Source organism: Fimbriimonas sp. LA-C6 (genome assembly GCF_055398105.1).
Map to the genome: position 1 here is coordinate 1,638,079 of NZ_AP038796.1, position 20,629 is coordinate 1,658,707.

Consider the following 20,629-nt stretch of genomic DNA (forward strand, 5'->3'; position numbering starts at 1 on the left):
AAGCCCTGAAGGGGCGACCCATTAAAGCCCAGGTCGGAGCGAAGCGCAGGCCTGGGAAAGCGCAGCTTTAGAACAGGGGTGGGGTGCTGCGAATGCAGCACTTGGGCGGGAACGAAACTGTCCCTTCCTTATTACGACAACCAAATCAACACCCCGGCAACCGAAAAGAGCTACCCCTTAAGAAAACCTCTAAATCTTCACTCAATAACTTTTATCCTTAGCTTTCACGCATAAATAAAGGGTAACACCAGACCCGCATGCATGCAAAAGCTAATACCTCCCAGCGTCTCCTATCCCTAGACGCCCTGAGAGGCTTCGATATGTTCTGGATAGTCGGCGGCGATGCCCTCTTTAGTGCTATCTCCAAAAAATATCCAAACCCAGTCGTCGAGGAGCTCTGTGCGCAGGTCTCCTCCCACCTACCCTGGGAAGGTTTTCGGTTTTACGACGTCATCTTCCCCCTCTTCCTGTTCATCATCGGCGTCACACTGCCGTTCTCGTTGGGCAGACACCTAGAAGAAGGGACCCCCAGAAAAACGCTCGTCGTAAAGGTCCTAAAGCGCGCGCTCATTCTATTCCTCCTCGGATGGGTCTACAACGGCCTCTTCAACCTAGACGGTTGGGACCACCTACGCATCTTCGGTGTCCTTCAACGACAAGCGCTCGGATACCTAGGCGCAGCGCTCATCTTCCTGTACACCAAACCTCGAACCCAAATCGCCATCGGCGCGGGCATCTTAGTCTTCTACTCCGCACTCCTGGCGTTCGCCCCAGTCCCAGGCTTCCACCCCGGCACCTACACCCCCGAAGGCAACTTCGCTAACTACATCGACCGTCTCGTGCTGATGAAGCACCAGATGCTGTTCGACTACGGCGACCCCGAGGGTCTCCTCTCCAACCTACCGGCAGTCACCACCGCACTCATGGGCGTCGCAACCGGGTACTGGCTCAAAAAGGTTCAACCCGATGGACGCCGCCTGGCAGGACTAGCCATCGCTGGCACCGCATGTATAGCCCTCGCACTCGCCATCATGCCGGTGATCCCCATCATCAAGATCCTCTGGACAGCAAGCTACACCCTCCTCACCGGCGGCGTAAGCATGCTACTACTAGCGCTCTTCCACGGGATCATCGACGTGAAAGGCTGGACCCGATGGGCTTTCCCCTTCGTGGTCATCGGCGTCAATCCGATCCTGATCTACATGCTCAATGACATCGTCGACTTTGGAGGAACCGCAAACTTCTTCCTAAACGGAATCATCAAGCACCTAATCGACTCCAAAGCGATCCTCATCATCATGGGAGCCATCGTGATCAAATGGTTACTGCTCAAATTCCTCTACAAACAAAAAGTCTTCTTGCGCGTTTAGCACAAGAAAGAGCCTCCGGCAACAACCGGAGGCTCACATGCCTCAACCGTTAGCAAACGTTCCAGACTCGATCATCGCCACCGACTCCTGGATGTCCTCAACGGTATTCATCACCACAGACCGATATTGCAAAATCGGTTCCCCAAGCGGCTTCGCCGATACAAACAGGAATCGAGCTCCTTCCGCCCCAGAGGAAACCTGTAACAACTGACCGTCCGTGAGCACCATCAACTCAGGCGCACGAGCAGCCTTGCCTTCAACCGTCACCGAACCTCGAGTGACGTAGATAAACCCAGCCTCCCCAAGAGTCGTCGGAAACTCGAACGAGCTGTCCGCCCCAAGAGTCACGTCCAGTATCGTAGGCTGAACCGCAATCCCCTGAAAAGGTCCAGCCTTACCCTCAAACGTCCCCGCCACCACACGCACCTGAGCCGATCCGATCGACACCTCAGGCACATCATCAGGCGAAGCACCGTAATAAGCCGCTGGCTTCCGCTTCTGATCTCTAGGCAAGCTAAACCAAAGCTGCAAAAACTCAGCACCCTCCGGCCCAGGAATCAGCATCTCCTCATGGAAAATGCCGTTCCCAGCGGTCATCCACTGCGCTCCACCGGCCCCAACAGTGCCCTCGTTCCCAAGCGAGTCCTTATGACCGACCTCGCCCACCAACACATAGCTAAGCGTCTCAATCCCCCGATGGGGATGCCGAGGAAACCCCACCACATCCGACCCCACATCGACCGTCGGATGGTCCAGCAGCATGAACGGATCGAGAATCGCCATCCTTTCGCCGCCAATAGCACGCCTAATGGTCACCCCCGGCGCTTCATCCGCAGCGGTCGGGGCAAAAACAAAGCCAGCCTGTCGTCTTTTCATCAGTTCTCCAAATAAGCAGGAAGCGGAAGTGGCTTCAATTGAGCTTCAATCGAAGCCCGTCTTGCCTCCATGAACGGAGGAACCGACAACTTCTCGCCGAGGTGCTCCATCGGCTCATCACTCGCCATGCCCGGACCATCCGTCGCCAGCTCAAACAACACCCCACCTGGCTCTCGGAAGTACAAGCTATGGAAGTAGTATCGGTCCACATACCCAGAAGTCCGCAACCCAGCAGCCTCAATCTTGGCCTCAAAGTCTCGCAGCTCCTGGTCGTCTCGCACCCGAAACGCCACGTGATGCACGCCGCCCGCACCTACCCTTCCAATATAGTCCGAACTCGCATCCGCGACCACAACTTCGCCAAACGCATCCTCGCTCCGAACCTCAAACCGACCATTTCCAGCCTCGCTAAACCCAAGCACATCCCTCAGAACACGCTGCGTAGCATCCGGATGAATGGAGTCGATGTTCACACTCAACAAGCCCCGAGTCGCTAAGGAAGCAGGCAAAGTCTTGTCCCAAGCAACCGTCTCCCCAGGAAGCCCCGTGTCGTCCACCAAAGCCAACCGCTGCCCTTCAGGATCAGCAAACAACAACCGAGCACGCCCCGCTGCATCCGTATCTAGCTCCACAGGCATGCCCACTTCCTTCAGCCGCGCCTCCCACTCTGGAAGAGTCGAGCCAGCCACGCGAAGCGAAGTCAACCCAACCGTTCCGCCGCCCGGCCGGTTGTCACCAATAGTGGGCCAGTCAAAGAAGGTCAAATCCGTTCCAGGTGAACCCACTGCATCCGCATAGAACAAGTGGTAAGCAGACACATCATCCTGATTGATGCTCTTCTTGACAAGCCGCAAGCCAAGAGGTCCCGTATAAAAGGCAAGGTTGTCTGCAATACGAGAACTGACTGCTGTTACGTGATGGAGGCCGAGGACGTTCATAGTAATAGAAACATTATATCCATATGGATTAGTTCCATAGCGTATAATTTTCCATATGCCTACTCGTCACTCCGGCCCCGAGTCCGAGCGCCTCGCCTTAGATGTGTTCATCAAGCTCAACCGAGCCCACGCAAGTGTCAACCGCCGAGTCCACGCGTCACTTCGAGAATACGGAATCACGGCTATCCAGTTCGGAGTCCTCGAAGTGATCCATCACAGCGGCCCACTCCCACTCACCACCATCGCAGATAAAAACCTGTGCTCGCAAAACAGCATGTGCAGCGTCATCGACACCATGGAGCGCCACAACCTCGTAAAACGAGACCGCTCCGAACAGGACCGGCGAATCGTGCACGTATCACTAACAGAAAAGGGCCATACCCTCTTTCAAGAGATATGGCCCGCTCACGTAGAACGCATCTCCGAAACCGCCTCGGCCCTCAACTCCGAAGAGCTAAAAACCCTCGACGCCCTCCTTCGCAAATTAGGGAAGAGCGCTTACTCAGCGTAGTTCGGCTTGAAGATCGTCGGGTCGATGTCCGTGAACCCGATCTCGTCCTCATGCTGCTTGATTCGACCAAAAATTCGCTTGACAGCCGTCGAAACGCTTGGGAAGTCGATACCGTCAAAGATCGCCGTCTCCCGCATGTTGCCATGCTCGTCCGGCACCAACCGAGATCGCTTGATACCCGCTTCCAAAGCCTTTCGCCCAGCAACGCCCAAGTTGCTCAAAGCGTGCTGAACCACGTCTCGCGAGTGCTCACGTGGACCGTAGATACCGGCCTTATGAACAATCTCCGCAAACTTGTCGTACTCCGGAATCAAGCTGTTCGCCGGCATCGCAAAGTGAGTGATAACGTCGTACATCGCCTCAAGCGCCTTAGCCGGATAGTAGTAAAGATACAGCCGAGCGCCCTCTAAGAAGAAGTTGTAGTGAGCCGCCTCGTCCACCGCAATCACCTGGGCCGCACGGGCAAGAACAGGGTCCGCATCGTTTGCAAAGGTTGGGTTCGTACTCTGTCCACGGGCAATCGCCGCCATGTTCAGATAGTTCACCTGAGTCGCGCGCTCCTGGAACACGGTGTAGAAAATCATGTGCATGGGATCTTCCCATGGCAGTGACCACTGCTGGCCTCGCAGATCGCCCATGTACTTGTACAGCCACTCTGGAGATCGATTCTCGCTAAACAGAACGCTGTTGTACCAAAGCTCCGCGTGCTTCTCTTCCTCACTTCCCCATCGAATATGGAAGTGCGAACGACCATAGTCTTTGCGGATCACCTGAAGAAGCGAGCTGACGTAGTCAGGCACAAACTGCTCCACCGCAAAGAAACCCTCGAGAATCCGATTGACCTCGGGAGAGTGGTCCTTACGGAAGGCTCGCCAGTCAAAGTCACGGTCTGGATTCCAGTTTCGAGTGGTCTGGCTTCGGGCAACGTACCAGCGGTACAAGCCCAACATCCCACGTTCAATCAGACGATCCTTCTCTTCTCGGCTGAGAAGTCCAACCGGGATCTTTGGACGGTCGTCCTCAATCTGTTGAATGATGTCTTTTTCGCTGTGGATCAAGTTAGGTGCCTCGTGAGTTTGGATTGCACGTCAACTATCATCTACGCGCAAAACCTATAAGCATCGTACCTAATCAGCCCCGTACAGCAAAGTCCTGAGAAACCAGGACGCCGTATCCGCTAAGATTCCGGTATATGCGACTCCCCCTAGCAATCCTATGCGCTCTCCTAGCAGTCTCCCACTGCCTCGCGCAAAAGGTTGTCTGCATCGACCCAGGCCACCCATCCGAAGTCGGCAGCGGCACCACGGGCAAGAAACTCACCGAAATCCACGTCGCATGGGAAGTCGCCATCCGCCTCAAAAAGAAGCTGGAATCCCACGGCATCCACGTGGTCCTCACCAAGAAAACCGAGAAACAGTACGTCAAAAACCGAGCCCGAGCCGAAGTCGCCAACAAAGCAAAAGCCGATCTCATGGTCCGCCTCCATTGCGACGCCTCAGAACTAACCGGCTTCGCCACCTACTACCCCGACAAACAAGGCAAATCCGCAGGCGTCACCGGCCCATCTCCCGCAATCTTAAAAGCCACAACTCCTATTGCGATCAGGTTCCATAACACACTCGCCAAACAGCTGAAAGGAGCGCTCCAAGACAACGGCCTCAAATCAGATCGAAAGACCGCAGTAGGAGCCAAACAAGGCGCCCTCACCGGCTCCGTATTCTCAAAAGTCCCCATCGTCTTAGTCGAGATGGTCGTCCTCACCAACCCCAAAGATGAAGCCTTCATCTCAACAGAAAAGGGACTCGACAAGATGTCCGAAGCACTGATGCAAGCCACCCTTGCCGCCCTAAAAGACTGAACGTGACATAATGTCCTCAACGTGTGGGTCTCGCTGTCGTGGCGAGGCGTCCAACGGGGGAAGTCCGGTGAGAGTCCGGCGCTGTGCCGCAACGGTAATGCTAGCCTTCGCAAGAAGAGATAGACCAGTCCGAATGCCCACCACGCGTGCTGTCTGTGAGCGTCACCTACGAGCAATAGGTGTCTGTGGCATGTCTGTTCGTGCGTGACCTCACCCGACCGCGCTCTCGCGCAAGGGATTTTAGGTCAATTGAGAACAACCAACCACATTAGAACTCTTCGAGCCTTCACGCTCATCGAACTCCTCGTCGTCATCGCCATCATTGCAATCCTCGCCGCCATCCTCTTCCCCGTGTTTGCCCAGGCCAAAGAAGCGGCCAAGAAAACACAAAGTATCAGCAACCTCAAACAGATCGGCCTCGCCTGGATGATGTACAACGGCGACTACGACGACACCATGATGAGGATCCGAACCCTCGGACCCGATGGCAAAATCATCTACTACTTCTGGGGATCCTACGACGGAACCACCCTCCGAGAAGACCAAGGACTCCTCTACCCTTACACCCACAGCAAAGGCATCCAAGTAGACCCCTCCTTTAACAGCAAACTCCGCGGAGCCATCGGATTCACAGGCTACGGATACAACTACAACTACCTGTCGCCCTCCACCTACCCCGCACCGAGCTACAAAGAAGTGCCAAGCGGAGTCAACTACGGAGCCATCGCAAACGTCGCTGAAACCGTAGCTTTCGGGTCCTGCGCCCGAATCAACAACTGGGACTACAGCACACCCACCCTGGAAGGAAGCACCTACCTGGAGCCCCCCTCCTCCGACTACCCAAGCTTCCATGGCCGACACAGCGGATATGGAGCCGTCCTCTGGTGCGACTCCCACGTGAAAGCCATCAAACCCACGCTCAGATCCGGCAAGTTCGGATACGGCTACGACTCCAAGGACTTCAACCCGATCAACCTAGGCGATATCGACAAAGACGGCGACTTCACCACCGACGAACTGTTCGACCTCAACTAATCTGTACTCCTCCACCCTAGCCTGACCTGATCCCGGTACAGGCTAGGGCAGCCAGCAACCGATCTGTCACAATAGTAAGGTTCCCCGGAGTCAGCATGCCCATTTCCACGCCCAACCCATCCCAATTCCCCGGTCCTATCAGCGCGAAGATGCTGGATGAGCTTGGCAAATATGTCATCGCCACTCCCTATCCGTTCGTGCTCGACCTAGAGAAGTGCCAAGGCATGTGGATCGAGACAGTAGACGGCCAGCGGCTGTTCGACTGGGCAGGCTACTACGGCTCCAAACTCATTGGCCACAACCACCCCGGCCTCTACGAACCAGACTACGTCAAACGCCTCACCCTCGCAGCCAACAACAAGGTTGCGAACCCAGACTTCCTCACAAAAGAGTGCCTCGACTACTACCGCATGCTCTACGGAATGGCCCCGGAGATCATGAAGAACGACAACCTCGAAGTCTACGTCGTGAACTCCGGCGCCGAGGCAGTCGAGAACATGATGAAGTACCTGATTGCCAAGTTCAATCAGAAGCAAATCCAGAAGGGACTCACCGGCGGCAACCGCAGATTCCTCTACTTCGACCACGCATTCCACGGCCGGACCGTCTTCGCACTGGGGGTCACTCAAACAGTCGACGCCGTAGCCACCAAAGACTTCCATGGCCTCACCAACAGTGGCAACATCAAACTCCCTTTCCCCGCTTACGAGAGCTCCTCAAGCCGGGAAGAGAACCTAAGAAACGCCCTGCGAGCACTGGAACAAGTCGAGAGCGCCCTAAGACTCATGTCCGATGAAATCGTCGGCATCATCATCGAGCCCATCCAAGGCGCAGGTGGACACCGAGTCGCCCTCCCAGAGTTCTTCCAAGGCCTCAGCCGATTGGCAAACGAGTACGGCGTCTACCTAGCCTTCGATGAAGTCCAAACCAGCCTAGGTGCAACAGGCAAGATGTGGGGCATGGACCACTTCGAACTCCCCTACCCACCCCAAGCAGTCGCAGGCGGCAAGAAGTTCGGCAACGGTGTGGTCTACATGCTGGAATCCCTCGACGACGTCGGTGTCCTAGACTCCACCTGGGGCGGCACCCTCTCCGACATGGTCCGCGTAGTCCGAGAAATGGAAATCGTGTACCAAGAAGGCCTCATCGAGCAAGCTGCCGGTAACGGCCAACGACTAGCCGAAGGCCTACACGGCCTAGTCAAAAAACACGCCCCGCTACTCTGGAACGTCCGAGGACTAGGCCTCTACCAAGGCGTCTCCCTAGACACCCCAGAGAACAAATCCAAACTCATCCAAATTGCCCGAGACCAGTTCGGCCTCCTACTCCTAGGAGCAGGCAAACGCTCCATCCGAACCAGACCAAACCTCAGCGTCACCGCGGAAGAGATCGATCTGTTTATTGAACTACTAGACCAAAGCGTTCAAGCCCTAACAGCCTCATAAGAGCGGAGCAAACAAGAACATCTGCTCATAAGAAAAGCTACCGGCATTATCCTCACGCCCTTTGCGCGTGACAACAGAGCCGTCGGTTCTCATGGTAAGCAGTCCTTTGTTGTTGATAGCCGGGTGATCGGGTGGGGCGCCTAAAGAAGTTTGGAAATTGCACGGACCAGCACAAGCCCCCACCGCAAAATCGGCTAGCAGTCCTACTTGCGGATTGTTCCTAAGCTCGGTAAAGGTAACACCAGTCTGGAATCGCGCTTCAAAAGGTTTCAAGTAGGCGAAACTGATCATGTTAGGGCCGTACAGCTTGAGGTCGGATTCTCTGTCAACACCGGGAAGATTAACCCAAACATTCGCTGGCCATTTCGATCGCTGCATTCCATTCCGCGAATCCATGCTGGACCACAGAACCTCTTTGCTAGCATACGTCGGCAAAAGATATGCAAGCGACTGAGGACTGTTCGTATCAAAGTCGCCCTCATATAAGTTGATCGCCGCATAACACTGCCGAAGCTTGTTTATATCCTCCGTCTCACGAGCCTTGTGTTTGCTGCTACCCAGCACCGTGAACAGAATCGCAGCAAGAACCGCGATGATGGCGATCACCGTCAGCAGTTCAATAAGCGTGAATCCACCCCGATAGCTCTTCGCCAACCGAGTCTTCGTCTTCCTGCCCTCATCGTCGGCATTCACAACAAGAGGATCAATCTTTTCAACGCAGATCCACCCCAGCAAGGCCCCAAGCGCAACGCACCCAGCAGCCATCAATCCGTACATAGTGACAAAGGTGGAATTGATGCTAGGCACACCCTTATTGATCACCATATTGAACAAAGTCGCAAACAAAAGCCCTGCCCCGAAGGCAGCCCATAACCACACACGTTTAAACGAAGACGCTACGATGAGAGCACTCGCCATAGACACAGCAATAAATCCGAACCAGGAAACCCAGCCAATCGCCTCAAATTGCGGAGGCTGCCAATAGCGATGACTCCCCCAGAACGACCCAACAGCCCCAAGAACAGCGTCCGCCGAACCCGTTCCCTGAAACACTTTCAAGAGTTCAAACCCAAACCCTTGCAGACTCATCGATATTAGAGCCGCTAAGACCAGCACTAAAACTCGAAGCTGTAGGTACAAACTATGTCTTTGCATGAGTCACCTTCTAGAAAACCATAGTAGGATGCGCCTATTTCATAGGCACATCCTAAATATTACTTAGTCAGTAGTAGCAGTGGTTGCGCAGGCTGTTGCGATGGTGTTCCAAGGAGTTGGATGTGTATCCAGAGCACAGCACCCTGCTTGGCCGCCAGTTGCGGCAACATGAGTACCACAGTTGTCGAAAGTGTGCTGGCCCTTATCTCCATCACCTGGACAGCAGTAGGTATGACAAGTCGCCTGCATGGTCGTGCCCCAATTAGAGCCCCAACCTCCGCAGTTGGAACCTTCGCAGAAGTAGATGGTGTTATTGGCGTCACCAGTGTGCCCAGCACATTGAGCAAATACAGCAGACAAACTCGTCGTTAATGCAATCAGCGCAATGGCGCCGACTTTTGGCGATAGTTTAAGTAATTGAGTGATCATTTTATTTACCTCGATGCTCCACAGGAGCGGCCGATACAAACTGATTGATGTTCTCTGCAAATACAGCTAGTTGCTTAGGTTGAATGAGTAGTCCCTTGCTGTATTTAACGATCACTCCATCCTTGTTAACGTAGAGAAGTGACGGTGTGGCGGTGATCAGCTCTTTCTTGGGTATGTGGAGCCAATTTCGTTTTTCATCGGGCTTTGTGCTACCAATATAGGCAAACGACAGATGGGAAATCCCAGCGGCATCGATTGCTTTGAGAGCTTCCTCACATGAGGCACAACCCAATTGGCCGACGTAATACACGGCAGGAGAATGCGTGAGAGGAAGTCCAAGCTCACTGATATTCTTGACGCTCAACTCCCGTGGTTGACTAAACGCAGTCAGAGTGAGAGGCTCAGCACCCTTCCTAGGTTCTCGCGCCACTTGGTTATAAAACAGCACCATCGGAATCAGAACCGAGCATAACCATGGCTGCCATGAGGTTCTACTCGCCATTGGAATTGCAGCTTTTAACCCGTGTGCCTTCTGATAAGCAGATACTGCTAGCACCGCACAGAGAAAAGCGACCACCTGGCATGGAAGGCAAGTCAACTTGGTTTGCCACCAGGCGAAGACCTGCCACACGATGACCAGCCCAAGCGCCGCCGCTAAGCACTCACGCCATACTCCTACCCATTTATTAGAGACAAGCGTCATAACAAGAAGCCCACAGAAGAAGAAAATTCCTAGAACCGCCGAGTCAAACCCCAATATTTGCTGCTTAGGACAAGTTGGACAGGCGGTCAACACCTTAACCAGCGAAACACCTGCCAAAGCAAGCAAGCCGGGACCAAACCATCTGGCCGGCAAACTCCACAGCAAACCTAGAGCCAATCCAAACACAACTGCAACCGCAAAGTAAGGAAAGACTTTGGAGTCGTTGTGCAAATCAACTCGGTGAACAAAGGCCCTCATCCCTTCAGAGGGATCCAATTCTCGTTTGGCCTGATAACCGGAAAATTCGAATACGCGAAATGGACTAGTCGCAGACCTACTCCCAATGTTACGAACAACAGTTGCTCCAAATGGATCCTCACTTCGTTTGTACAACAAGTCATCGCGATCCGTACTGCCAAGGATAAAGGCGACGTCCTGAACTTTCGGCCGGGAAGAAACCACCATGTACTGAGTCTTCGTCCGAGACAACTCCCACTTCGACTTCGCAACAAGAGCTATAGACCACACGGAGGCAAGACAGGCCAACAAAATCGCACTGGCTGAAAAAACCCTAAGGAACATAGTAGAAAACGAGGCACGTTCAACCCCAACAGGACTTCTTTCCCACTCACCACCGACACCTTTTAGTACATCCATCTGATGCTCTCTTCTCTAGCAATTACATTAACGTACTTTTTATTGATATGTAATGTTTTTCAGAGTTTTTTTTTGCATCAACTCGCGCTCCACGATGATCTTTACGTACTGAAACGCAACCAACTTTCAGGCCCTACAGCATCACGGCTTACGACCTAACTGGCTCAGATTCCCTCAGGCAATAATCCGGGCGGTCCAAACATCGTTTCTCACGGCCTGTTTTCCTTCTGTCTAGGAGTCGGATTACCTTCCCTCGCAATAGCTTAGGCAAATGATCCACTAGCGTGAAAACTACAGCGTTCGGTCATAGACCGCGAACGAAGTACTCAGCCCAAGACGTGAAGCGTAATCGATGTGTAGTAGCCTACGGCCTCGCCCTCACTTTTAGCGCATCACATCTCAAGTGAGTTGCTAACCGTCACTACCACATTTACGGCAATGGGATCGAATGCTTCGGGGACATTCAATTTGACCACTTCTGACAATGTTCCCGAGTTGCCTACATCGGCAAATTTCCTGTTGAGTTCTATTCGCACACAATAAAACGCAACAAAAAAGCGACCAACCCAAAGGGTTGGTCGCTTTTTGTGATCAGTTCAAGAAACTTTAGTTTCCTGCGCCTGGATTGGCAACTGGACCACTATTTGTATTTGGAGCAGCTGCACCGCCTGGTGCACCCAAAGATCCGGGAGGCTTTGGAATGTTCTTCTTCACCTTCGGAGCATTCTCAGTGGACACGTTAGCTGTCGGAGACTCAGTGTCAAGCTTCTTATCAGCTTCTTTATCTCCGCAACCGGCAACCACCGAAAGACCCAAAACGCTAATCAAGGCAAGTGTCGCGAACTTCATTACTGGAGATCCCACAGATACTTGCTTCGATCGACGATCACAGCCTGACCTTCAGACTGACCGAGCTTCCAAGTCGTACCGTTAGCAAGCGCACCGAGCTTGATATTCTTAGCATGACCGTCCATGAACGAGGTTCCTGCACCGCCAGCGTGTCGCTGTCGAACAAGACCTGCCTGAGTTACATCGGTGTGAGCTGGCTGAATACCATACCAAACGCTCGTGGACTTACCCCAGTCGTTGTAAGTGCAGACGTCGTCGGCTTGCCATCCACCAGGGCCGTAAACCAACCAGGTTCCTACGTTGTCTTCAGGAGCATCCTGACCGGACTCAGTGAACATGATGGTTTCTGCAGGTGAAGCAGCAGATGTTGCAGAGATTGGAGGGCCAAACGGATTGTTGTTGAGTCCGATGTCAGAACAGTCTCCAGCAGTCTTGTTCATGTAGCTGGCGTTATAACCGTACTGAACGAAGTGCTGCCAGTTTGCAGCCCAGTTATAGGACGGATTGGTGAAAATGACCATCCAACCAGAAGTAGCGTGAGGTCCGCCAGCAGGGCTGTACATGATGCCCCAGTTCTTCCGATAAACGTCAGTGTTCCAAGCCCAGTTAGCCCAACCGTTGTAGTGAAGTGCAAGAGGGACAGTGTCGTCGCTGTCGCCCGAGTACATTTGCGAAGATAAAGTGATCTGCTTTAGGTTCGAAAGACTTGCGGTCTTCTTTGCAGCATCTTTAGCCTGTGCAAAAACAGGGAATAGAATAGCAGCCAAAATTGCGATAATGGCGATGACGACGAGTAGCTCAATGAGTGTAAAAGCTCGCTTCATAGCGGAACCTCCAAGTTATAGATAATTTTTCAAGGCTGGCAAAAACAATAAATGTAGAAGTGCTCAATTTAGTCAGACGTCAATAGCATAGCAATTGTTATGCCAGAGAACAAGGATTCAACAACACAGTTGAAATTGCCCCGCCTTCCTAGATTGTTATCTCCGGAGCGAACAGCCGCTACATAGATGAAATAACCTTACCGAATTTAACAATTGAAAAGAAGAGGGTGCCGAGAAAAGATTCGAACCTTCAAGAATTTATACGTGTAAGCTTGAGATTCAGTCATGTTTACCGCAAAAAACGACCTAGTGTCCAAAAATCCATATGGACACCTCGCTGGCAAAACACGATCCACTGAAAAGTGCCTTGAGCACTTCTTAACATTCTATAGAGACTATATACCAGTCACACATAGAAAGCATACGTACGAAGATCGAAGCGGTTTCGTCTAATTCGATCCATAAAAAAACGCCGCTGGTTTTCACCAGCGGCGTCCTTAGTTAGGAGCTTAGACTCCAGGAGGAGCTACGCCACCCTTTGCACCTGCATTGGGAGTTCCTGCTCCACCACCACCTGCCGGAGCAGCAGACTTGGGTGTTCCTGGATCAGGATTCTTGTCAGCACAACCTGTAACACAAGCCGCGATAACAATGAGCAATGCGAGCGCAATATTGGTTTTAAGCATTCTGCTCATTACTCGGTTGGAGCTCCAGTACCGCGTGGGTCCCACTTATATGTGGTCTTATCAATAACCTTCGTGTTGGTGCACGAGACAGCAGGGTTATAGTTCGTACCGATTGCAGCAGCCGAAGTCTTGTAGAACTTCGCGCTGGAGTCAGTGTGCGACAGGTTGGCGCCGCCACTCCACTTAGGAGCGAAACCGTCGGTGTCTCCCCAAAGAGTGCCAGCGTAATAGCCCTGGCAGTCCTTACCCCAACCAACCTGTGAAGGTCCGTAGAAGTACTCGCTGCTTGGCCAAGCGTCAGGTGGGTTGATCATGCTACCGAGAGTGCTTGCAGACTCCTTGAACGCCGTACCGCCGCCGTCAGCGAACATGACGATATTGGAAGGAGCTTCAACAGCGCTGGAAGACTTGGAGCTGAACCACTGAGTCTGACCGCATCCGCTTGGGTCAGCAGTTACTTCGAGCTTGCTCAGGTAGCCATAGTTGTAACCATAGCTGATGTTGTGATACCGAGCAACCAGGTTCGTTGGCTTCGTATCGCCCGGAGCAAAGTACATATCCCAGCTCTTCATGTAAGGATAGATCACACCCTGCCACATAGCGCGGCGACCTGGACCAGATGAACCACCTGGTGTGTCGTTTGGATCAAGCGGGTTGGTGATTCGTGAAGTTGCGCACCAAGAAGCGACATAGAGCGGGAAGTTGTCGTCAGTGTCGCCCATGTAAATGATGGCGGCAGTGCTGATCTGCTTCACGTTGCTGAGGTCACTGGTTTTCTTAGCGGCAGCTTTAGCTTGGGCAAAAACAGGGAAAAGGATTGCAGCAAGGATCGCGATAATGGCGATAACTACGAGTAGTTCAATGAGTGTAAAAGCACGTTTCAAGACAATACCTCCTGGGTATGAGAGTGGCTACGGCGAAACTTGGCCGAAAAATTGCCGACATTAAGCGATGTCGCAGTTTTAACAAAAGCAAGATTGCGTCAACAAATCGATGACACCAATATAGGCAATTTCGAACCAATTAATAAATCAGACCGCGAGACAGACACCTCTGTTCCACGTCTGTATTTACGTTACCAAATTTAACAATGGAATGCAAGGAAGAGTTTTGCAGTTTTCGTTGAACGATTAACTTGCACGTGTTAGTAAGCCCGTTTGCGAGAATTTTCACAAATTGGAATGGCAAATTTGAACCCAACAACATAGTGCCCATCACCCCAACCCAGCATCCTTGCCAGATTTCTGTTTAGGCGAATCCAAACGCCGACCCGCTTCCACTTTTCAAACCATAGCGGTAACCTAGAAACATGAAGCCGTTGCGGATTGGAATTGTTGGTATTGGCAATATTAGTCGGATCTATTTGGAAAATCTCGGGAAATATCGGTCAACCGAAGTCGTCGCCCTCGCCGACCTCGATCAGAGCAGAGCTCAGAAATCCGCAACAGAATTCAATATCGCCCACGCACTCAGCGTAGACGACCTACTGAACCACTCAGACGTCGATCTCGTCCTCAACCTCACCATCCCAGCAGTCCATGGCGAACTTGCACTGAAAGCTGTCCGCGCAGGCAAACACGTCTATAACGAGAAACCTCTCGCTACCGATCTAGAGCTAGCCAAAACACTCATCCAAGAGGCAAAGGCCAAGAACCTGAGAGTCGGCTGCGCGCCTGACACCTTCCTAGGCGCAGGACTCCAAACAGCAAGAGCCGCAATCGACGCAGGCGAAATCGGAGACATCGTGGGTGTCGAAGGTTTCATGCTTTCCCGAGGAACCGAGGCCTGGCACCCCAACCCCGAGTTCTTCTACAAGCCAGGAGCAGGCCCCATGCTCGATATGGGCCCCTACTATCTCACCGCCATGATCCACCTCCTCGGAGGCATCAAGCGCACCTGTGGCTTCACCCGAATCAGTTTCCCCAAACGACCAATCCCAGCCACCAACACCGGCTTCTACAACCAACCGCAGTTTGAGAAGTACAAAGAAGGCGGCTACACCATCGAAGTCGAAACCCCAACCCACATCGCAGGTGTCATGGAGTTCGAATCCGGCGCAATCGGAGAACTCACCACAAGCTTCGACGTCTACGGCGAATACTCACACCACCCCATCACCGTTTACGGAAGCAAGGGAACCATGAAAGTCCCCGATCCAAACAACTTTGGAGGAGCCGGTAACACACCAGAAAGCGGAGTCCTCATCAAGCGGGCAGGAAGCAACGAGTTCGTGCACCTAGAAATGAAGCACGGCTTCAACGAGAACTCACGTGGAATTGGCGTCCTCGACATCTCCTACGCCATCGCTGAGAACCGTCCCAACCGAGCCAGCGGCGACCTAGCCCTCCACGTCCTAGAAACCATGATGTCGTTCGAGAAAGCCTCGACCGAAGGAAAGTATCAACTCCTCACCACAAGCGTCGAGCGCCCCGCTGCACTGTCACCAGACGCGTTCAGCAACGAACTCCCGACAACCGTCTAACAAAACGTATCCATCCGGCTGGGAAGGTAGCCTTATCGACAATGCTTACTGTCGATTGGAAAGGCGGCATGGCCTTCGAATCCAACCCTCCCAGCCAAAACCGCTTCGTAATGGACGCAACGCCGGATGCCGGCGGACAAAACCTCGGCCCAACCCCTGTAGAAGCCCTCATCTCCTCCATCGCAGCCTGTAGCGCCATGGACGTCATCTCCATCCTCACCAAGAAGAAACAAGAGGTCTCTTCCTACCAAATCAAGGTGGACTGGACGCGTGGCCCCGAAGGCGAATGGCCAAGACCCGTTCGATCTGTGGTGATCAAACACATGCTCCAAGGAGCCAACCTAGACCCGGTAGCAGTCGAAAGAGCTGTAAGCCTTAGCCACGACAAGTACTGCACAGTCATCGCCACCCTCAGAGAGTCAGCAGAAATTCATAGCACCTTCGAGGTCAAATAACAAAAAGCCCGACCACTCCAAAAAGTGATCGGGCCCTCCTAAAGAAGAATCTTTAATTTCGACCGAACAGGCGCAAACCGAAGATCGATCCCAAGTTATTGATCAAGATCGCCGAGTTGAACAATCCACCCAACTGCTGGAAGTCAGGAGTATTCGTCTCAGGAATGTAGATCGTATCCCCAGGAAAGAGCAATACGTTCTGAGTCAAATCGCGCTTGTCCATGAACTTCACAAAGTCCACATCAAGAACCAAATACTCATTTGGTTGACCCTGCTTAGGTCGGAAGATCTTAGTCTTGCTAAACCGAGTACGACTCCGCACTTCGCCACCAGCCAATGCCACAGCATCAGCAAGGTACATAGGCTCGCGATAAGGATAGGGTCCAGGTCGCTGAATCATTCCCAGAACGTTGATCCGGTTGCCACGCTGATCAGGAACAATTAACTCATCGCCATCGTGGAGTTCATAGTTCTGCGAGATATCTCCATACACCGTCATGGCGTAAATGTCGATCGGAATAATTTCCCGAGTGCCGCCTCTTCGAAGGTAGGATCGTCGCAAATCAGCATTGTCCTGACTCGCACCGCCGCCTTGGTTAAATAGACTTAACACAGTATCGCCAGCACGAATCTCGACGCTGCTAGGCCGCTGAACGGCACCGCCAATCGTCACCTTCATGCGACGGAAAGCCAAAATCGTGACCGACACAATCGGATCGCGCAGATGGAACTTGTCCTTGTACTGCTTCGTGAGATCAACGATCATGTCGTCAATCGTCCGCCCCTCAGCTTTCACACGACCAAGAAACGGAGCACTAATTGCACCGTCCTGACCGATGGGAGCGTCTCCCGTAAGCTGTGGCTGGTTGTAAACCTGGATACGCAGAACATCATCGATCTGCAACTTGTAAGGTGATCTCTGGGCAACTTGCCCCAAACCTATCGTGTAGGAAAGGATCAACAAAATCCCAACCCATAAAGCTCTACTAAATCGCATATCCTTACCCATTGCTAGTGGAGTCCTTCCTTGGTATCGCGCACGCATTGTACCACGGACCTATCTAGGCTACCGATTTCGGCGCCTCCCTTCAATAACTAATGTCAATTCGCCCTTCCTCGGAACTTCTTCCTCTGTAGGTATCTTCGGCAACCTTTCACGAAAAACCTGCTGATGTGCCTTCGTCATTTCACGACACATGGCATATCGCCTGTCTCCAAGCGCCTCAAACGCTACTTCAAGAAGCTGATCCACCCGATGAAGTGATTCAAATAATACGAGAGTCAACGGCGATTCCGCAAATGGCTGAAGCTCTTCACGTATCGCACCAGGCTTACGGCCCAGAAACCCAAGAAACACAAACCGCTGACCAAAAAAGCCGCTCAGAGCCAACGCATTGGTCACAGCACTCGGGCCAGGCACGACGTCCACCTCGATGCCCTTGTCATAGCAGAGATCCGTAATGATCGTCCCCGGATCGCTGATCACAGGCATCCCACCATCAGTCAAGACCACGGCATTCGCACCTGCGGCAATCTCAGACACATACTTTTCAATCTGATAAGGAGCCGTGTGGTCATTCAGAACCCGCATCGGCTTCTTAAGCCCCAAATGAGAAGCAAGCTTCCCGCTAATTCGGCTGTCCTCAACAAGCCAAAGGTCTGCGGACGCAAGAGCTTCGGCAGACCTCGGAGACATATCCGATAGATTCCCAATGGGAGTAGCGACGAGGGTGAGAGACCCCTTACCCTCGTCGTTGGACATTACTGTCCACCCGTGAACTTACCAGCCGATCCTGTCTTACCATCAGGCGTCTTGCCCGGTGCACCAGGAGCGACGGCGCCAGGAGTCGTTCCCGTCTTAGGAGCGTTCTTGGCAGCCTCTTCCTTCTGCTTCTGAATAGCCGCTTCGTTCTCCTTGCGAGTCTTCTCTTCTTGAAGCTTAGCTGCCGCAGCGGCCTTGTCTGCCTCTAGCTTGGCATTGCGCCACTTGGTCTGCTCTTCGTCAACAGGCTTCAACTGGTCCATGGTGATCAGCTTCTGCTGGACAAGGTTCTGTCCCTTCGAAGTGATATCGTAGAACCGACGCTGACCGTTCGGATCGTAGCTGTTGTTCGCCTTTGCAGCCGCCACCAAGGAACTGATGGCATTGGTCGCATCTTTCTTCTTGGCATACAGATCAACCAGTTCCATACGCAGACTGAAGTCATCGATAGTCTTCACCACCAAACTCAGCGCCTCAATTCTCTGGTCCTCAAGCTTCGCTCTCTGGTCGAGAGGAGCCCCTCCATAAATGGCTTGGCTCGCAAGCAGCAATCCAAACGTTGCAGGCCGCAAATCAGCCGCATCACCCTTAGACGCTAGCCCCTTTGCCAAGTCATAGGCTTTCTGCAAGAGAGCATCCTTGTCCTTCGCTCGCTCAGGATTTCTCGCCTGGGAAACCAAATAAAGTGGCTCGTACCCCTTAATTTGCCAGTCGATCTTGGCAGTTGCCGTGAAGTCCGAGATCTTCTTCAACATCTCAGTCTGCGCCCGCTGGGCCAAGATTTCCTTTCGCTTCTGGTCCTTTACCTTCTCAAAATCCTTCGGCAAAGAAGACTTGATGCTATCTAGCTTGTAGAAGTAGATGTCGGGTCCCGACTTCACCTGACCCGAAACAAATCCAACCTTCTGACCCTGAAGCGTCTTATAGTCCGCATTCGTGGTGAACACGGCATTCGGAATATCCTGCGTCTGCTCGCTACGCTTCTTCTTCTTGTCAAAGATCGGCTGATCCGAAGAGCTATCCATCAAAGACTCAAAGCTCTTACCTGCCTTCAAGTCAGCCTCTACCTTCGCAGCACGAGCCTCAACCGACTCCTTGCTACCAGGCTTGGTTCCAGCCACCAAGATGACCTTCAGAACATAGGTGTCGTAGTCAGCCTTGATCTCCGCATCACTAATCTGAATCTTTGACTTGATCTGGTCGCTCAGGAACGTGGCGGACAACTGTGCAAGCGATTGTTCGTGCGTCTTAGGATCGTTCAGCTCCGCAATGCGGCTCTTAACAACGTCCTCAAAACTCTTTCCACCACTAACGGCAAGAAACGCAGTGTCGAACTCCTTTTGCGTTGAGTTCGCTTTAAGCTTGCCCTGCTTGATGAGCATGTCCTTGAGATCAGGAAGCATCTTCTCAAACATCTGTCGGACAGACTTCTCATCAATCTGAGCGCCGCCTGCACGTGCCAGCTCAATCACCGCCGCACCACTGACGCCCTGCGATAAAGCACCGGCCAAAATCTGTGCCTGTTGTTCAGCAGGAAGCGGCCCCGGAGGGGTGCCCATGCTAGCCATCTGCTGCATGTACATGCTCATCTGCTGCTCAGCGGCACCATCAACGGCAGCCAAAGAGATAGGAGTGTTGCCAAGGGTGGCAATCGCTACCGACTGACCTCGCTCGGCTGCCAATTGTGCATTGCGGTTGGTATTGCACTGGGAACCGAAGGCCAGAAAGATCACGGCGAAGAAGAGAATCAGGGCTGTACCACAACCCTTGTTCAGAAATTTTTCTTGGAATGCGCTGATTGACACGGGGTTTGCACCTAGGACTTAAAGCGCCTAAGTATGGCACGTAGTTCCCACATCCAGCATGGACCTACTTAAAGCGAACTTGACAGGTAGACAAAAAGAGCGTATACTGCGTCTACAAGTTGGTTCAAGTTTGAACTGACTTCTCAAGGAAGAACTATGGCCAAAGGGCTCACAAAGCGGCAAGAACTGATTTTGCAATACATTTTGGACTATGTTCAAAAGGAAGGCTATCCACCCTCTATTCGTGAAATAGGCCGTGATTTCAGTATCGGCTCCCTTCGTGGCGTCACCGTTCACCTGGACGCACTAGAGCGCAAAGGCTACATCTCACGCTCCAACACCCCACGATCGATCAAGGTGGTACACCCTTCCTACCAGCAGACCTCCAACGTGGCCATGCTTCCCCTCCTTGGCTCCATCGCAGCAGGCGCGCCCATCCTTGCACAGGAACATGTAGAAACGCTCATCCCAATCCCCAGCGAGATGACTCGCGGAATGGATAACGCATTCCTACTACGCGTCAAGGGAGACTCCATGATCGGTGAAGGAATCCTGCCACGAGACCTCGTCGTAGTGCGCCCTCAAAACACAGCCACTCAAAACGAACTCGTAGCGGTCCTCATCGGAGATGAAGCCACGGTCAAACGCATCAACTTCACCAAAGAAGGCGTGAAACTCATGCCCTCCAACCCCGCCTACCAACCGATCGATATCGACGAGGAAGACTCCCGGGTCATCGGAAAAATCGTCGGACTAGTCCGAGATTACGAAGGCAGAGCGTTCTAAACG

At 52.8% G+C, this 20,629-nt stretch carries 21 protein-coding genes and 1 riboswitch; of the genes, 8 read left to right on the top strand and 13 right to left on the bottom strand.

Annotated features, from left to right (window positions below; all coding sequences use genetic code 11):
• Positions 1 to 257 precede the first annotated feature (257 nt).
• Positions 258 to 1,370, top strand: a complete 1,113-nt coding sequence (locus ACZ51B_RS07635) for an acyltransferase family protein (RefSeq protein WP_464296641.1) — start codon at positions 258 to 260, stop codon at positions 1,368 to 1,370.
• Between the two features lie 42 nt (positions 1,371 to 1,412).
• On the opposite strand, the gene ACZ51B_RS07640 is transcribed toward ACZ51B_RS07635, so the two are convergent.
• Both ACZ51B_RS07640 and ACZ51B_RS07645 read right to left on the bottom strand, forming a co-directional pair.
• The gene (locus ACZ51B_RS07640; RefSeq protein ID WP_464296642.1) at positions 1,413 to 2,246 is read right to left on the bottom strand and encodes a pirin family protein; all 834 of its coding nucleotides are present in this window, start codon (positions 2,244 to 2,246) and stop codon (positions 1,413 to 1,415) included.
• Positions 2,246 to 3,184, bottom strand: a complete 939-nt coding sequence (locus tag ACZ51B_RS07645) for a ring-cleaving dioxygenase (protein WP_464296643.1) — start codon at positions 3,182 to 3,184, stop codon at positions 2,246 to 2,248. Before ACZ51B_RS07645 ends, ACZ51B_RS07640 begins: the two co-directional genes overlap by 1 nt.
• 55 nt (positions 3,185 to 3,239) lie before the next feature.
• Here ACZ51B_RS07645 and ACZ51B_RS07650 point away from each other — a divergent pair, with 55 nt between their 5' ends.
• Positions 3,240 to 3,695, top strand: a complete 456-nt coding sequence (locus ACZ51B_RS07650; protein WP_464296644.1) for a MarR family winged helix-turn-helix transcriptional regulator — start codon at positions 3,240 to 3,242, stop codon at positions 3,693 to 3,695.
• Here the strand turns inward: ACZ51B_RS07650 and ACZ51B_RS07655 are convergent.
• On the bottom strand, positions 3,683 to 4,753 hold the full coding sequence (locus ACZ51B_RS07655) for an acyl-ACP desaturase (protein ID WP_464296645.1): 1,071 nt from the start codon (positions 4,751 to 4,753) through the stop codon (positions 3,683 to 3,685). The genes ACZ51B_RS07650 and ACZ51B_RS07655 overlap by 13 nt on opposite strands.
• A gap of 134 nt (positions 4,754 to 4,887) precedes the next feature.
• Between ACZ51B_RS07655 and ACZ51B_RS07660 the strand changes: the two genes are divergently transcribed.
• From ACZ51B_RS07660 to ACZ51B_RS07670, 3 genes are all read left to right on the top strand, one after another.
• Entirely contained in the window at positions 4,888 to 5,553 is a 666-nt protein-coding gene (locus ACZ51B_RS07660) for an N-acetylmuramoyl-L-alanine amidase family protein (RefSeq protein WP_464296646.1), read from the top strand.
• Positions 5,554 to 5,560: 7 nt separating this feature from the next.
• A riboswitch (cobalamin riboswitch) is annotated at positions 5,561 to 5,712 on the top strand.
• Positions 5,713 to 5,802: 90 nt separating this feature from the next.
• Positions 5,803 to 6,588: a DUF1559 family PulG-like putative transporter gene (locus ACZ51B_RS07665; protein ID WP_464296647.1), complete on the top strand. Its 786-nt coding sequence runs from the start codon at positions 5,803 to 5,805 to the stop codon at positions 6,586 to 6,588.
• Positions 6,589 to 6,683: 95 nt separating this feature from the next.
• Positions 6,684 to 8,033: an aminotransferase class III-fold pyridoxal phosphate-dependent enzyme gene (locus ACZ51B_RS07670; protein ID WP_464296648.1), complete on the top strand. Its 1,350-nt coding sequence runs from the start codon at positions 6,684 to 6,686 to the stop codon at positions 8,031 to 8,033.
• On the opposite strand, the gene ACZ51B_RS07675 is transcribed toward ACZ51B_RS07670, so the two are convergent.
• From ACZ51B_RS07675 to ACZ51B_RS07705, 7 genes are all read right to left on the bottom strand, one after another.
• Positions 8,028 to 9,188 carry a prepilin-type N-terminal cleavage/methylation domain-containing protein gene (locus ACZ51B_RS07675; RefSeq protein ID WP_464296649.1) on the bottom strand — a complete coding sequence of 387 codons (1,161 nt, stop codon included), beginning with the start codon at positions 9,186 to 9,188 and terminating at the stop codon, positions 8,028 to 8,030. The two genes, ACZ51B_RS07670 and ACZ51B_RS07675, sit on opposite strands and share 6 nt — an antisense overlap.
• Before the next feature lie 63 nt (positions 9,189 to 9,251).
• Positions 9,252 to 9,617 carry a hypothetical protein gene (locus tag ACZ51B_RS07680; protein WP_464296650.1) on the bottom strand — a complete coding sequence of 122 codons (366 nt, stop codon included), beginning with the start codon at positions 9,615 to 9,617 and terminating at the stop codon, positions 9,252 to 9,254.
• A 1-nt stretch (position 9,618) separates the two neighbouring features.
• A complete protein-coding gene (locus ACZ51B_RS07685; RefSeq protein WP_464296651.1) occupies positions 9,619 to 10,902 on the bottom strand; it encodes a hypothetical protein in 1,284 nt (427 codons plus the stop codon).
• A gap of 681 nt (positions 10,903 to 11,583) precedes the next feature.
• Positions 11,584 to 11,826: a hypothetical protein gene (locus ACZ51B_RS07690; RefSeq protein ID WP_464296652.1), complete on the bottom strand. Its 243-nt coding sequence runs from the start codon at positions 11,824 to 11,826 to the stop codon at positions 11,584 to 11,586.
• The gene (locus ACZ51B_RS07695) at positions 11,826 to 12,650 is read right to left on the bottom strand and encodes a prepilin-type N-terminal cleavage/methylation domain-containing protein (protein WP_464296653.1); all 825 of its coding nucleotides are present in this window, start codon (positions 12,648 to 12,650) and stop codon (positions 11,826 to 11,828) included. Before ACZ51B_RS07695 ends, ACZ51B_RS07690 begins: the two co-directional genes overlap by 1 nt.
• A gap of 509 nt (positions 12,651 to 13,159) precedes the next feature.
• On the bottom strand, positions 13,160 to 13,336 hold the full coding sequence (locus tag ACZ51B_RS07700; RefSeq protein WP_464296654.1) for a hypothetical protein: 177 nt from the start codon (positions 13,334 to 13,336) through the stop codon (positions 13,160 to 13,162).
• Positions 13,337 to 13,344: 8 nt separating this feature from the next.
• On the bottom strand, positions 13,345 to 14,220 hold the full coding sequence (locus ACZ51B_RS07705; protein ID WP_464296655.1) for a prepilin-type N-terminal cleavage/methylation domain-containing protein: 876 nt from the start codon (positions 14,218 to 14,220) through the stop codon (positions 13,345 to 13,347).
• Between the two features lie 425 nt (positions 14,221 to 14,645).
• On the opposite strand from ACZ51B_RS07705, the gene ACZ51B_RS07710 reads away from it, so the two are divergent.
• Positions 14,646 to 15,818: a Gfo/Idh/MocA family protein gene (locus tag ACZ51B_RS07710; protein WP_464296656.1), complete on the top strand. Its 1,173-nt coding sequence runs from the start codon at positions 14,646 to 14,648 to the stop codon at positions 15,816 to 15,818.
• Between the two features lie 41 nt (positions 15,819 to 15,859).
• A complete protein-coding gene (locus tag ACZ51B_RS07715; RefSeq protein WP_464296657.1) occupies positions 15,860 to 16,273 on the top strand; it encodes an OsmC family protein in 414 nt (137 codons plus the stop codon).
• A 52-nt stretch (positions 16,274 to 16,325) separates the two neighbouring features.
• On the opposite strand, the gene ACZ51B_RS07720 is transcribed toward ACZ51B_RS07715, so the two are convergent.
• The 3 genes from ACZ51B_RS07720 to ACZ51B_RS07730 all read right to left on the bottom strand — a co-directional run bounded on the left by ACZ51B_RS07720 (position 16,326) and on the right by ACZ51B_RS07730 (position 19,840).
• Positions 16,326 to 17,270, bottom strand: coding sequence for a polysaccharide biosynthesis/export family protein (locus tag ACZ51B_RS07720; RefSeq protein ID WP_464296658.1), 945 nt, complete (start codon positions 17,268 to 17,270; stop codon positions 16,326 to 16,328).
• 69 nt (positions 17,271 to 17,339) lie between these two features.
• Positions 17,340 to 18,035, bottom strand: a complete 696-nt coding sequence (gene rsmI / locus ACZ51B_RS07725) for a 16S rRNA (cytidine(1402)-2'-O)-methyltransferase (RefSeq protein WP_464296659.1) — start codon at positions 18,033 to 18,035, stop codon at positions 17,340 to 17,342.
• Positions 18,035 to 19,840, bottom strand: a complete 1,806-nt coding sequence (locus ACZ51B_RS07730) for a hypothetical protein (protein WP_464296660.1) — start codon at positions 19,838 to 19,840, stop codon at positions 18,035 to 18,037. The genes rsmI and ACZ51B_RS07730 overlap by 1 nt, the downstream gene beginning before the upstream one ends.
• 156 nt (positions 19,841 to 19,996) lie before the next feature.
• On the opposite strand from ACZ51B_RS07730, the gene lexA reads away from it, so the two are divergent.
• Positions 19,997 to 20,626 (top strand): transcriptional repressor LexA, encoded by a 630-nt coding sequence (lexA, locus tag ACZ51B_RS07735; RefSeq protein WP_464296661.1) that lies wholly within the window; start codon positions 19,997 to 19,999, stop codon positions 20,624 to 20,626.
• Positions 20,627 to 20,629 lie beyond the last annotated feature (3 nt).

Bases quoted from the DNA above. Each gene is read 5' to 3' on its own strand.
- ACZ51B_RS07660 (WP_464296646.1), top strand. From the start codon at position 4,888: ATGCGACTCCCCCTAGCAATCCTATGCGCTCTCCTAGCAGTCTCCCAC.
- ACZ51B_RS07680 (WP_464296650.1), bottom strand. From the start codon at position 9,617: ATGATCACTCAATTACTTAAACTATCGCCAAAAGTCGGCGCCATTGCG.
- ACZ51B_RS07720 (WP_464296658.1), bottom strand. From the start codon at position 17,270: ATGCGATTTAGTAGAGCTTTATGGGTTGGGATTTTGTTGATCCTTTCC.
- ACZ51B_RS07715 (WP_464296657.1), top strand. From the start codon at position 15,860: ATGCTTACTGTCGATTGGAAAGGCGGCATGGCCTTCGAATCCAACCCT.
- ACZ51B_RS07640 (WP_464296642.1), bottom strand. From the start codon at position 2,246: ATGAAAAGACGACAGGCTGGCTTTGTTTTTGCCCCGACCGCTGCGGAT.
- ACZ51B_RS07710 (WP_464296656.1), top strand. From the start codon at position 14,646: ATGAAGCCGTTGCGGATTGGAATTGTTGGTATTGGCAATATTAGTCGG.
- lexA (WP_464296661.1), top strand. From the start codon at position 19,997: ATGGCCAAAGGGCTCACAAAGCGGCAAGAACTGATTTTGCAATACATT.
- ACZ51B_RS07695 (WP_464296653.1), bottom strand. From the start codon at position 12,650: ATGAAGCGAGCTTTTACACTCATTGAGCTACTCGTCGTCATCGCCATT.
- rsmI (WP_464296659.1), bottom strand. From the start codon at position 18,035: ATGTCCAACGACGAGGGTAAGGGGTCTCTCACCCTCGTCGCTACTCCC.
- ACZ51B_RS07675 (WP_464296649.1), bottom strand. From the start codon at position 9,188: ATGCAAAGACATAGTTTGTACCTACAGCTTCGAGTTTTAGTGCTGGTC.
- ACZ51B_RS07635 (WP_464296641.1), top strand. From the start codon at position 258: ATGCATGCAAAAGCTAATACCTCCCAGCGTCTCCTATCCCTAGACGCC.
- ACZ51B_RS07645 (WP_464296643.1), bottom strand. From the start codon at position 3,184: ATGAACGTCCTCGGCCTCCATCACGTAACAGCAGTCAGTTCTCGTATT.
- ACZ51B_RS07690 (WP_464296652.1), bottom strand. From the start codon at position 11,826: ATGAAGTTCGCGACACTTGCCTTGATTAGCGTTTTGGGTCTTTCGGTG.
- ACZ51B_RS07650 (WP_464296644.1), top strand. From the start codon at position 3,240: ATGCCTACTCGTCACTCCGGCCCCGAGTCCGAGCGCCTCGCCTTAGAT.
- ACZ51B_RS07700 (WP_464296654.1), bottom strand. From the start codon at position 13,336: ATGCTTAAAACCAATATTGCGCTCGCATTGCTCATTGTTATCGCGGCT.
- ACZ51B_RS07685 (WP_464296651.1), bottom strand. From the start codon at position 10,902: ATGTTCCTTAGGGTTTTTTCAGCCAGTGCGATTTTGTTGGCCTGTCTT.
- ACZ51B_RS07670 (WP_464296648.1), top strand. From the start codon at position 6,684: ATGCCCATTTCCACGCCCAACCCATCCCAATTCCCCGGTCCTATCAGC.